Source organism: Pseudomonas sp. ICMP 3272, assembly GCF_001466905.1.
Classification (GTDB): Bacteria; Pseudomonadota; Gammaproteobacteria; order Pseudomonadales; family Pseudomonadaceae; genus Aquipseudomonas; species Aquipseudomonas amygdali.
Genome location: NZ_LKEK01000038.1, coordinates 85,550 through 97,821 on the forward strand (window position 1 = coordinate 85,550; position 12,272 = coordinate 97,821).

Sequence of the window (12,272 nt, forward strand, 5' to 3'; positions counted from 1 at the left end):
TCAGCACATCGGCAGACGTTGCGGGCGGAGGTAGTAGTTATCGAACTCGCCGCTCTCAACGAGCTGAAACCCATGGCGGATGTAGAAGCGGTTGGAGTCGCTTTCTTTCAGGGCGCTCAACCGTACTGTCGATGGTTTGGTACCAGAGCTGATGGCGGGCTAGGCAACTTATGTTTTCATTCAGTACGCAATAGCCCGTTCCTCATTTACCCGCCCAACCGATCAGCAGCCTTACGGTAAACCTCCTCTCGCTCACGCTTGTCCACAGCAACCACGAAGACCACAACCTCTTGGTCAATAACCTGATAAACCAGCCGATAGCCGCTACTGCGCAGTTTGATTTTGTAGCAGTCAGGCAATGCATGCAGACGATTGGCTTCAACACGCGGAGCAACCAGAATCGTAGCCAGCTTTTTCTTGAGCTGCTGACGCACGGTATCCCCTAATTTGTGCCATTCCTTTAGAGCCCGCGCATCGAATTCGAGGTTATAGGTCATCCAGTGAAACCTTGACCCGCTGCGGAGCTGCAAGGCGCTCGCGCACAGTTGCCAACAGCGCTTCGTCTTCCTCTGTCACCAGAACCGTCTTGAAAGGCAGCTGACCACGCTCAGCTACGTACTGCAGGGTTTGGCGCAGCAACTCCGAGGGGGTGACGCCAAGCTTTTCCAGCTCGAGGTAAGCACGCGCTTTGAGATCGTCGTCGATACGAACGTTAATAGACGCCATGTGGGCATCCTCCAGTGTAATGACATTTGTATTTACATTGAGGCAAAGTCGCCATTTTTGCAAGCAGCTGTAAAGATCATTTAGGTCCCTACGCTCTCGCTGGTCAGCTCGAGCTGCGCGTACAGCCAAAAACGTGACAACTGCGGATTAATATCCCAACACGTCAGCACATCGGCAGACGTTGCGGGCGGAGGTAGTAGTTGTCGAACTCGCCGCTCTCAACGAGCTGAAAACCGTGGCGGAGGTAGAAGCGGTTGGAGTCGCTTTCTTTCAGGGCGCCTACCCGTACTGTCGAGGCGCTTGCGTCCGCTTGCGCGAACACCTGCCGAAGCACGGCAGAACCAATGCCGTGCCCTTGAACAGCCGGCTTGATATACAGGTGATCCAGCAGCAGGCCGTCGCTGCTCGGTTTGACGACCACGAAGCCGACCTTACTGCCGGCGAACTGAATGTAATGTGTGCATGACGCAGAAAACCCTTCACGAAAACGCTCTCGGGCGCGCACCGGGTCGAACCGACCAACGCGCTCGAGGCTTTCGCGCATGGCTTCGATACGTATGGCCACCAAGGTTTCGAAGTCTTCGGGCTGGACCGTTGCCAGGGTGATGTCGGGGTCATTTTCTAGAATCTTTTTCAGTGTGTTTGCTCCCGTACCAAAGGCTCGACGTCAGGTTCCCTATCCAGGAACCGCGACCACTTTAGCTTTTTTGTTGGCGGGCCTGATCGTCAAGGCGCTCATTGCCCGTCGAGTCGCTTACGAACGATTTTCCCCAGGCTCGTCAGACGATATCGCTGATTGCTGCTGGTCGGTTTTTCCGGAATCGTCATGGCGAGAACGCCCTGCTCAAGCGCGGGCGAAAGGTAATGTTTACGGAAGTGTTCCGCGTCAGCCAGCTTCAACTGGTGCTGAAGCTCTATGCGTTTGATATCTCCATTTACGAGCACAATCAGCCTTTCTACTTCCGGGGTGACCTCAGGGGCGACTTCCGGGGTCACTTCCGGGGCGACTTCCGGGGTAAAGAACGTCAGGGTAACTCCAGAGTTTCCTTCGCTATACCAAACAGGAGGCGCAAGGCCGTTCTCTTCGCAGGCCTGACGAATAAGTACGCTGCCGCGACCCAGCTTTTCCATATAGCCCTGTAAATAAAGTGCGTGGGCAATATCAGGATTGCGCAGCACTGAAATATGGCCCTGTTGGAGCTTGTCCGCATCGACGCCGTCAGGAAGGCTGCCGGAATTCCAGATCTGCAGTCGGACCGGACTGATTTCTACTTTGATGCCGCCGGAAAAGCTGCTGTAGTCTCGATGAGCGAAAGCGTTGACGATACCTTCACGTATAGCCATCTCCGGATACAACGGTAAGTCTTCACGCTGATTGCGGCCTTGGCTAAAGCGCGCCTTGACCGGGGTGTTACGCATGATGAATGCGGATAACTGTTCGATCACTTCTGTCATCGGGCCTGCAAAATTTTGCAGATCCTGATACTCATTGGCGGTTTTGCTGCTGTAACAAACTGCTCGCACTCGCGCCTGAGGATGACGACGCACAGGATCCTGAGCGAGTAAAACATCGGCCGCGTTGGTAAGGCGACCGTATTTTGCGAGTGAAAGTAGCTGCAACTGATGCAGTAACCCCTGCTCGGACTGCCTGACTTCCAATGGGATACGAGGTGCAGAAAGTAGTTTCTGACAGGCTGTGCGAGATAGCTGTTGCTCGTCCAGTTCAGAGGAAAACAGTCGCTCCCAACGCTCTGGCTCAATCTGCTTGCGCAGGACCATATCGCGAATGACATCGACGCTGGCCTTTACGGTACTTTCGCCCTGACGGATGTAGATATCATTTCGAAAGGCATAGGGGACATCTTTGCCTGAGGGCACTTCGATTACCAGCACTTGGCGATCATCGATCTCCTGCACTTCAACCGAAAATAATACTGGGGGCTGGATCTGGGCTTTGAGCTGGCTCTCCATTCTCTGCGCAACACGCTGAGCGTCATCCACGCCGAGAACCTGGCCATCATCGTCGACGCCGCATAGCAGGTAGCCGCCTTGGGAGTTGAGAAAGGCGCAAACATGCGGCCCACATATCTGAGCGCTCGCGCGCGGCTTGAGCTCAAGGTTCTGGCTCTCGCCCAGCAGCAGCAGTTTCTTGAGTTGGGATGGGCTTCTACTCATGGTCTTCCTTCAAACGCTGGGCGACCATTTCACTGTCACCCAAATGATCTATGAGGCGCTGCTCAAGATCCTGGTAGCGCGAGAATTGAGCCACAACGAACAGGCCGGCATCATCATCACGATCAAATTTCTGAACCCAGTTGCCTTGGCGATCGCTCAAGGGCAACTGCTCCATAGTGGCGTCTTCGTACATGTCGATGACTTTCAGATCAGAGATGGAAGTGGCCTTGGGCCTCAAAGTGAGGGTTTGCCTTAGCGCCTGATTTTTGTAACCAAGCTCCCGGAGCAAGGTCCGCGCAAATACAACGCGATCATGAGCCAGAAACCACCGCGGCTTCTTCAGTTCGATAGCGAGTTTCATTTCCTGATGGGTGATGGAAATGCCAGTGGTGTCCACACCGCTACCGTATTGAGGCGTGATGATACCCAGAAACAAATCACACTGTTGCACCGCTGCCAGGCAGTTTTCAAATGCGGTCTGTCCTGACGACACGGGAATGGTGCCCTTGTGAGACATCAACACTTCATAATCAAAGCTGGTCAGCAACGTGTAGACACGGTCCAGCAACTCTTCCACGCCGTAGACAGTCGAGGACACCATAATTTTGAGCTTCTTGCCTTCCATGCTTTGCAGAGCCACTCCGGTTTTCAGCTCGCGGCTCTCGCAGATGCGGCAGGCTCACAGCGCTGTATTGTCTTAAGCGAAGAAAGGTACAGGCATGCGCCATGACTGCCTAGAGGGTTGAGGGACACATCACCAGGAAGGAAAACAGAGGTAACTATTATTCGTGTAGGCGCAACCACTCCTCCCGCGTCATCTCCCAGACTTCCACTTCGAACCGCCCGCTGACGAACTCACCCTCGTGTGTGCTCACTATGCGCATGCCTTCGTTGATCGAAATACGCCGCGAGGCTTCATTCGGGGCGGCTTTGGGTACTTGCATCACGGGCATGCCCAGTGCTTCGAACCACTGTCGATTGACCACACGGCAGGCCTCTTTCATGTAGCCATTGCCTTGCCAGTCCGGGTGTAGCCAGAAGCCGCGGTTGTTGCCGTGGTGGGTCATGAGGGTAATGCTGCCGATGATCTCTTGGGGCGCGCTCTGCAGGCGGATCATCCAGTGCCACTCGGTACCGCTTGCGATGGCTGGCAGCGCAACATCCTGAATGTAGCGCAGCGCACCGTCCTCAGGATAAGGCCAGGGGACGCGGTTGTTCAGGTACTGCACGATGTCCCATAGCGGGAAACGCTGCTGGACAGCTGGCGCATCCTCTAGCTGCAAGGGCGTCAGCAGCAGACGATCGGTATGCAGCGTGGGGGTGATGGTCATGACTATGTCCCTGATCGTCGAAACGTGCTCACAGGATGAACGGTCCCGTATGCGGGGATTTAAGCCGAACTGCTCGATGCACAAGGGAGTCTATCCAGCATCTTTTACAAATCGGTAACGCCAGTGCCCAGAATCATTACGGATCAGACACCCCAAAGCGTGGTGGATGAGCAGCAAGTCAAATTGTTTGGCTCGCCCAAGGAACGGCTGGATTTCTATCGACGCGAAATTCATTACGAAACCACCAACCTGTCCAACCGCACCAACGCCTATTTATCGGCGCAGTCGTTTCTGGTGATTGCTTACGCGTCGTCCATGGCGAACATGAACACTGAATGGGGCGCGATGTTCACGCTGGTGGTGCCGCCGATGCTGGCCTTGCTGGGGCTGCTCAGTACACTGTTCGCCTGGCCGGGCATTCGGGCAGCGTGCGACATCATTCAGCACTGGCATCACAAACAGGCTCAGTTGCTGCTCAGCGAGCCGGTCATCGGGCTGACCTATGACGACTCGCCGCTGTTCAGCGATTGGGAATCCAGCGAAACCGGGCCGAAAAAGTCCTTGCTGTTCTCCAAGCGCAGTCCTTGGCTGTTCAGCTTTTTCTGGATATTCCTCGGCAGTTTCGCAGTGTTTGTTCAGTTGGTCGCGGACTGAGTCAGGCGACGGCCTTTACCAGGCCGCCGCCCTCGGATCAGAAAACGTTGATCGGGTAGTCGACGAAGATACGCGTCTCGTTGCCTTCGCTGTTGTACGCCAACGCATCATCCGAGACGCGCAGGAACGAGTTGCGCAGGCGGATCGAGAGGTCCTTGGCCGGACCGCTCTGAACCACGTAGGTCAGCTGGCTGAAGATCTCGCGTTCGGTGCCATCGCCGCTTCCAGGCGTGCCGTCGTCAATGTTGTCGCCGCGTACATAAGCAGCTTTGTAGCTCAGACCGGGCAGGACCAGACCGGACAGGTCGACGCCGTAGGCAGCCTGCCACGAGCGCTCGTCCTTGCCGTTGAAGTCGGACCAGTAGGAGTTGGCGAGGTAGATGGTGTTGCCGCCATCACCAAAGCCGCCATCGTTGCGGTAGCCGCCGTAGGCATAGCCCATGTCGCCGGTGCTGCGCTGGTGTGCGAGGGTGAAGGAGTGGATGCCCACAGCCCAGGTTGCGGCCAGGCTCCAGATTTTGTTGTCACGCGCATCGCTGGTGGTGAAGTCCTTGTCCAGCTTGGTCTTGTAGCCGTTGAAGTCGAAGGTCAGCGACTGATCTTGCGGCAGCGCAAAGACGTAGTTCAGGTTGACGTACTGCTTCTTGAGCACGTCTTCGTTGTCGGAGGCGTAGAAAGCGGCACTGAATGCATCGGTGAACTTGTAGCTGGCACCGTAGACGTTGATGCTTTTCAGATCACCACTGTCGCGACCCTCAGCACTTTTACGCGCCTCCTGGGTGAAACGTCCGGCAACCACTTCAAGCCCGTCGATCTCTTTGGAGGTGATCATGGTGCCGGTGTAGCTTTCCGGCAGCAGACGGGAATTGTCGTAACTGAGCACCGGCAACTGAGGCATCTGGTCGCCATACTTGATGACGGTATTGGAGATACGGGCCTTTACCGCCGCGCCTGCACGGGACAGGTCATCGGCAGCAGCGCCGCTGTCACCCTGCTTGAAAAAGTCGATGCCGCCATTGCCGCTGCGACCCTTGCCGCCATCCAGACGGATGCCGTACAGGGCAAAGGCATCAACGCCGACGCCCACGGTGCCCTGAGTGAAACCGGACGCGAAGTTGCCCATGAAAGCCTGGCCCCATTCGGACTTGTCTTCACGGTCGTTCTTGTAGTCGCGATTGATGTAGGCGTTACGCAGGTTGACGATCAGCCTGCTGTCTTCGACGAAACCCTTCGAGTCTGCCTGCCCTTCGGCCATGGCCTGACTGGCGCTGATGATGCCCAAAGCGAGCATGCCCATACGTTTGTTAAGCATCTTGTCTTCCTTTTCTGCGAATTGACACGCGCTGCAGCGACAGCCAATGGCTATCGGGGCCTCCAGCCTCTGAACAAGCAGTATAGAAGGCGACACGAATTCATCGCAGTGGACTGCTGATGCACGTACAGGATTGAGCCGCAGACGGTGGGACGCGAATCCTAGTCCCGACGCACGGGGGTGTCAAACACGCAGATGGCCGGCCTAGAGCGGCTCAGCCAAGGTTGCCGGAGCAATCAACACGCTCGGTCAACACGCGGAGCAACGCTTCGAGCTCGGCATCGTTGAACAGGCCTGCCGGGTAACGCTGTAACAACATTGCGCGAACATCCGGTCTGGATTTCGCGGGCTTGGTCGTCCTTAACCAATCCGCCACTAGCTGGCGGGCCTCGTTACTCAGAGAAGCAGAAAAACCACGAGCACGCTGCTGGTTCATACCTGCGTTCATAACGAAAACCTCTTGATTTCATGAGGGGCTAAATCTACTCACGCCATATGACAGTCAAGCTAAGAAAACGAAGGTTTACCAACCTGCTTCAGGAATAGCGCCCTGCGCATCTGTTACAGGATGTTACTCGACAGGTAAAAACAAAAAGCCCATCGGGTGATGGGCTTGATACAGCAAGAACGGGACCAGTTGCGCCCATCCGATGTTACTAGTTATTTCTAACTAGGCGTTGTGAGGTGCCGGTTGCTGTTGCGTCAGGCAGTGGATATTGCCGCCACCCAGCAGTAATTCGCGGCCAGGTGCCATCACCACTTCGTGCTCTGGAAACAGCGTTTGCAGTATTTCACGGGCCTTTTCGTCCATCGGATCGTCGAAGCTCGGCGCAATGATGCCGCCATTGACGATAAGGAAGTTCACATAGGACCCGGCCAAACGCACCGAAGGGTTGCGTTCCTGGCTGCCGTGCACCTGATCGACGCCTGCACATTCTTCTTCTGTGGCGAACAATGGGCCAGGAATCGGCATTTTATGAACGATAAACGCGCGCCCCTTTGCATCCAGTGTGTTTTCCAAAATACCCAGCGCCGCATGGCAACGTGAATAGTTGGGGTCTTCGGGATCATCGGTCCAGGCCAGTAACACCTCGCCCGGACGAATGTAGCAACAGAAGTTATCCACATGCCCGTCGGTTTCGTCGTTGAACAGACCATCCGGCAGCCAGACGACTTTATCCACAGCCAGATAGTCTCCGAGGACTGCTTCGATCTGTTCGCGGGTCAGGTGCGGGTTGCGGTTGCGATTGAGCAGGCACTCTTCGGTGGTAATCAGCGTGCCTTCGCCGTCAACGTGAATCGAGCCGCCTTCCAGCACGAAGCCTTCGGTGACGTAACGCGGGCAGCGCTCGATTTCCAGTACCTTGCTGCCCAGCTGAGAGTCCAGGTTCCACGGCGCATATAACCCGCCGTCGAATCCACCCCAGGCATTGAATTCCCAGTTCACACCGCGCACTTCGCCACGCTCGTTAATGACGAACGTCGGGCCGCTATCGCGCACCCAAGCGTCGTTGCTGCTCATTTCCACAACCCGGATGTTCGGCATGTCCAACCGTGCGCGAGCGTTGTCGTACTGCGCGGCAGACACACCCACGGTAACCGGCTCAAAGCGGGCGATGGCCTTGGCGATGGCAACGTGGGCGGCCTGGGCGGGCTTGCCGCCCAAGCGCCAGTTGTCCGGGCGCTCGGGCCAGACCATCCAGACCTGGGTTTGCGGTGCCCATTCGGCAGGCATGTGGAAACCGTCGGCGCGTGGCGTGCTATTGAGCGTGGTCATGGCGATCAGGACTCCAGCGAACCGTCGAGGGTCTTCACCGCGCCGTACAGGTTCGGACGGCGATCACGGAACGTGCCCCACGCGCTGCGAATGTGCTCCAGCTCGTCAAGGTCGAAGCTGTGGACCAGCACGCCTTCTTCGGTTTCGTTGAGCTCGGCGACTTTTTCACCGAACTGGTTGGCAATGAACGACGAGCCATAGAAGGTGATGTCGTAGCCATCCTGCTCTTCGTTACCGATGCGGTTGCTGGCGATCAGCGGCATCAGGTTCGCGCCGGCATGGCCTTGTTGCACGCGCTGCCAGTGGTCGCGAGAGCTGATGGTTTTGTCGTGTGGCTCGCTGCCGATGGCGGTCGGGTAGAACAGAATTTCTGCGCCCTGCAACGCCATGCTGCGTGCGCACTCCGGGAACCACTGGTCCCAGCAGATGCCGACGCCGATTTTCGCGTAGCGGGTCTGCCAGACCTTGAAGCCGGTGTCGCCCGGGTTGAAGTAGTACTTTTCGTGGTAGCCGGGGCCGTCCGGGATGTGGCTCTTGCGGTAGATGCCCAGGTTGGTGCCGTCTGCGTCGATGATCGCAATGGTGTTGAAACGTGCACGGCCGGCCAGCTCGAAGAAGCTGATCGGCAGAACAACCTGCAGCTCTTTGGCGAGCTTCTGGAAATGCTTGATTGCGACGTTGGATTCGATAGTAGTCGCCAACTGCAGATAGTCCGGGTTCGGCTTCTGGCAGAAGTACGGGGTTTCAAACAGTTCCTGAATCAGGATGATCTGTGCACCCTTGGCGGCAGCTTCACGCACCAGCTTTTCAGCGGTCTCGATGTTGGCTTCCAGATCCCAGGAACAGGCCATCTGGGTAGCAGCGACAGAAACGATACGGCTCATGAAAATATCTCCAGGGGCGGTTGCAAAGGACTTATCACCATAGCAGACGAGCGATGACGATTATGAACGCCTTTATAGCGGATATAAATCGGCATTAAAAGCTAAAATTTTGTTCCGCTCACTATATTTTGTTATTTTTACCGATATTAATCGGCTTAAAATTCATGACAGTGCCCATTCCCCAAGCTGGGTGTGACGCGGAGCGTCACGAACGGCATTCCCACGCTGGAGCGTGCGGAACGATGGGCCCCCGGGCGCCACCTATCGTGCCCATTTCCTCGCTGGTGCATGCGGAACGGTGGGTGTCCGGGCACCACCTATCGTACCCATTCCCTCGCTGGTGCATGCGGAACGGTGGGCCCCCGGGCGCCACCTATCGTACCCATTCCCTCGCTGGGGCGTGCGGAACGATGGGTGTCCAAGCGCCACCTATCGTGCCCATGCTCCGCGTGGGTATGCCGTTCTGGACGCTCTGCGTCCTCTATTCCAGCTCGAGGAGCACTTTCGATACGTTGTCGACGAAAAAATCCACGCTTTGCCGGGTGGTGCACATCGGAGGTTTGATTTTGAGGATGTTCAAGTGGTCGCCGGTCGGCTGCATGAAGATGCCCAGTTCACGCAGGCGTTCGCAAAGCTGCGCGGTTTCTTCTGTGGCGGGCTCGAGGGTCTGACGGTCGCGGACCAGCTCCATGCCCAGATAAAACCCCATGCCATGCACCGCGCCTACCAGCGGATGTTTATCGGCCAGTGCCTGCAGGCGCGCCTTGAAGTGATCGCCCACGAGCCGGGCGTTGTCCCAGAGCTTTTCTTCCTCCATGACGTCCAGCACCGCAATGCCGATACGGCAACTGACCGGGCTGCCACCGGATGAGGAGAAGAAATAGCCCTCGGCCTCCAGCGCCTCGGCGATCTCACGACGGGTGATGACCGCGCCCAGCGGATGGCCGTTGCCCATACCCTTGGCCATGCTGATGATGTCCGGCACCACGCCCTGCTCTTCGAAGCCCCAGAAGTAATGCCCCAGACGGCCGTAACCCACCTGCACCTCATCGGCAATGCACACGCCACCCACTGCGCGGATCTTCTGATACACCTGTTGCAGATAACCCGCAGGCAGGGAAATCCCGCCCGCATTGCCGTACACCGGCTCGCAGATAAAGCCTGCCACCTGCCGTTGCTGCTCTGCCAGCGTGGCGAGTACCTGATCGACGCTGCGCACATACTCCGGCGCACTGTCAGCGCCACGAAACGGCCCGCGATAGGTATTGGGTGCGGTGACCGGATGCACCCAGTCCGGGCGGGTGCTGAGTGCCTGCGGGTTGTCGGCAATCGAGGTGGAAATGGCGTCGGTCGCCACCGACCAGCCGTGATACGCCTCCAGCACACTCAGCATGTCGCGTCCGCCGCTGTAGGCCCAGGCCAGCCTGATTGCCAGGTCGTTGGCCTCGGTGCCGCTGTTGACCAGAAACACGCGGTCCATGCCCTCGGGCGCCAGCTTGAGCAAACGCTCGGAGAACTCGGCAATTGCCGCGTAATGAAAGCGCGAGTTGGTGTTGAGCAGCGACCACTGACGAGCCGCCTCATGGGCCATGCGCGGGTGGCCGTGGCCGAGGACCGCGACGTTATTGAGCATGTCCAGATAGGAACGGCCCTGCATGTCGATCAGGTGATTGCGCCAGCCACGCTCGATCTGCGGCGGAGCCTGATAGTAGTGTTTTTGAGAACGGGCAAAGCTGGCATCACGCCGCGCCAGCAACTGCGCGGCGTCTGCGAGCGCTGGCGCGTCACAATCAAAACCGAGCAAGGCCGATGGCGACGGGCACACTGTGCGCCAGGCTGCCGCCCAGGCAGGTGTGGTGAACAGCGGCGGGCTGAGGTCTGCCATGGTGCACAGTTGCAGCAACAGCGAACCACCGCCCTGCCCGATCAGCGCGCCTGCTGACACTTGATCAGCCAGTGAAGCATCCGGCAGCACGCCCCACAGCTTCAGACTTATGCCTTCCCCGACCAGCAACAATGCAGCATCCGCGGTCAGCCGCAGAGTGCCGTTGAACGGCGCATGCAGCGCCGTTTCGGCGGGCACATGCAATTCAACGTGCAGGGCGAAGGTTTCGGGCTCCTTCGCGCTGTCAGGCAAGGTGCGCGACAACCGGTATTCCCCAAAGCGGCTGGCAGACAGGCCATCGTCACCCGCAGCCTGGGAGAGCAGGTACTCATCAATGCCACTTTGTTCCCAGTTGCCTGCTACAAAGTGCTCACTGAGCACGCCCAGATCCACCACTGTCGGCTTGAGCCCCTTTAGAGTGGGCAGCATAGGCTGGTAAGCGGGCTGACCGGCAGACGGAAATCCCACACCCACGGCCTGCAGAATCGCCGCTTCCATCAGCGCCATCGGCACCGAAGTGGCGACGTCGAAGATGTTCCATTCCCCGGCAAGGTTGGCCTGGATGTACGCGTTGTCCGGCTCGATGCTGGCCTGCTGTTCGCTGCTGAGTACCAGCACTGCGGATCGAGCGACGATCAGCGGCCAGAGCGCCTGCAATTCTTCGATCTTCAGCGGATTGAGCGCGTGGTAGGCGCGAATGGCTGGCAGGATGTACAGCGGGTCGCCGTCGGCATGGTGCAGCAGCGCCGCGCAGGTGACCGACAGGTCGGCCACTCGCCAGGTGCTGACCAGATCGCCGAAGTCGATCAACCCCTGCAATTGCCATTGGCGCTGTGCATCACGCAGCCAGACCACGTTGTGCTCGGTGATGTCCAGATGCACCGCCTGTATCGGCAGCGCTGCTATCAATGGCAACAAACGACGATGAGCCTGTTCAGCAGCCTCGATGACACAGGCGCGAGCGTCGGCGTCCTTGATTACCGGCAGCAGGTGCTTGATCAGCGCATGAGCGTGGCGCGGATCCCATTGCAGAATGCGCTCCAGGCCAGGATGCTCGAAGCCTGCCAGTGCCAGGTCTACACGGGCACACAGTTCGCCCAACCCGACCACCACTTCATGCCCCAGATGCCCGGCGTGCCCCAGTGACTGCCCATCAATGAATTCAAGCAAGCGCACGTGAACCGCCTGCCCGTCGATCCTGATGGATAGCAGTTGCTCGCCGTCATTGGCGCCAATCACGCCGGGCACGCCAACGGCGCTGTGGCTGCTCAGGTGTTGCAGCGCCGCGTGCTGGGCGTTCAGTTCAGTGGTTGAATAGGCCCCGTGGCAGATTTTCAGCACATAACGCCGCGTGTCGGTTTCAAGTAGAAAGTTGCGATCCTGCTGGCTGCCCAGCGTTTTCAGCGTGCCGCTCAAGCCGTAATACTGCGCAAGCAATTGCAGCGCCTGATCCACGCTCACCTCGGGGCAAGGCAGACTGGACCGGCGGATGAGCGTGGCAAGCGGCATGGAGAACCTCGATCTTGTT

Annotated in this window: 12 protein-coding genes and 1 pseudogene; 1 reads left to right on the forward strand and 12 read right to left on the reverse strand. The window is 57.9% G+C overall.

Translation table 11 applies throughout. The annotated features are described in order from the left end of the window. From AO068_RS29195 to AO068_RS06210, 7 genes and pseudogenes are all read right to left on the reverse strand, one after another. Positions 1-132 (reverse strand): annotated as a pseudogene (locus AO068_RS29195) (GNAT family N-acetyltransferase); the annotation flags it as partial. A gap of 74 nt (positions 133-206) precedes the next feature. Then, positions 207-497 carry a type II toxin-antitoxin system RelE family toxin gene (locus AO068_RS06185; protein ID WP_010434526.1) on the reverse strand — a complete coding sequence of 97 codons (291 nt, stop codon included), beginning with the start codon at positions 495-497 and terminating at the stop codon, positions 207-209. Further along, positions 487-726, reverse strand: coding sequence for a type II toxin-antitoxin system RelB/DinJ family antitoxin (locus tag AO068_RS06190; protein ID WP_058407915.1), 240 nt, complete (start codon positions 724-726; stop codon positions 487-489). Before AO068_RS06190 ends, AO068_RS06185 begins: the two co-directional genes overlap by 11 nt. A gap of 163 nt (positions 727-889) precedes the next feature. Continuing rightward, complete coding sequence (locus tag AO068_RS06195) at positions 890-1,363, reverse strand: GNAT family N-acetyltransferase (RefSeq protein ID WP_058407916.1); 474 nt, start codon at positions 1,361-1,363, stop codon at positions 890-892. A 98-nt stretch (positions 1,364-1,461) separates the two neighbouring features. Continuing rightward, positions 1,462-2,901: an RNA-binding domain-containing protein gene (locus AO068_RS06200; RefSeq protein ID WP_058407917.1), complete on the reverse strand. Its 1,440-nt coding sequence runs from the start codon at positions 2,899-2,901 to the stop codon at positions 1,462-1,464. Beyond that, entirely contained in the window at positions 2,894-3,526 is a 633-nt protein-coding gene (locus AO068_RS06205) for a DUF4062 domain-containing protein (RefSeq protein WP_058407918.1), read from the reverse strand. Before AO068_RS06205 ends, AO068_RS06200 begins: the two co-directional genes overlap by 8 nt. A 157-nt stretch (positions 3,527-3,683) precedes the next feature. Next, positions 3,684-4,232 (reverse strand): GNAT family N-acetyltransferase, encoded by a 549-nt coding sequence (locus AO068_RS06210; protein WP_058407919.1) that lies wholly within the window; start codon positions 4,230-4,232, stop codon positions 3,684-3,686. A 159-nt stretch (positions 4,233-4,391) separates the two neighbouring features. Between AO068_RS06210 and AO068_RS06215 the strand changes: the two genes are divergently transcribed. Next, positions 4,392-4,886, forward strand: coding sequence for a hypothetical protein (locus AO068_RS06215; RefSeq protein WP_058400036.1), 495 nt, complete (start codon positions 4,392-4,394; stop codon positions 4,884-4,886). Positions 4,887-4,923: 37 nt separating this feature from the next. Here AO068_RS06215 and AO068_RS06220 read toward each other — a convergent pair whose 3' ends face one another. The 5 genes from AO068_RS06220 to AO068_RS06235 form a co-directional block, all read right to left on the reverse strand. Beyond that, on the reverse strand, positions 4,924-6,198 hold the full coding sequence (locus AO068_RS06220; protein WP_004667253.1) for an OprD family porin: 1,275 nt from the start codon (positions 6,196-6,198) through the stop codon (positions 4,924-4,926). Between the two features lie 214 nt (positions 6,199-6,412). Continuing rightward, entirely contained in the window at positions 6,413-6,646 is a 234-nt protein-coding gene (locus tag AO068_RS28940) for a hypothetical protein (RefSeq protein WP_080394820.1), read from the reverse strand. 222 nt (positions 6,647-6,868) lie between these two features. Then, positions 6,869-7,975 (reverse strand): agmatine deiminase, encoded by a 1,107-nt coding sequence (gene aguA, locus AO068_RS06225; RefSeq protein ID WP_058407920.1) that lies wholly within the window; start codon positions 7,973-7,975, stop codon positions 6,869-6,871. Between the two features lie 5 nt (positions 7,976-7,980). Beyond that, positions 7,981-8,859 carry an N-carbamoylputrescine amidase gene (aguB, locus tag AO068_RS06230; protein WP_004654103.1) on the reverse strand — a complete coding sequence of 293 codons (879 nt, stop codon included), beginning with the start codon at positions 8,857-8,859 and terminating at the stop codon, positions 7,981-7,983. Positions 8,860-9,340: 481 nt separating this feature from the next. After that, a complete protein-coding gene (locus tag AO068_RS06235; RefSeq protein ID WP_058407921.1) occupies positions 9,341-12,253 on the reverse strand; it encodes an aminotransferase in 2,913 nt (970 codons plus the stop codon). Positions 12,254-12,272: the final 19 nt, after the last annotated feature.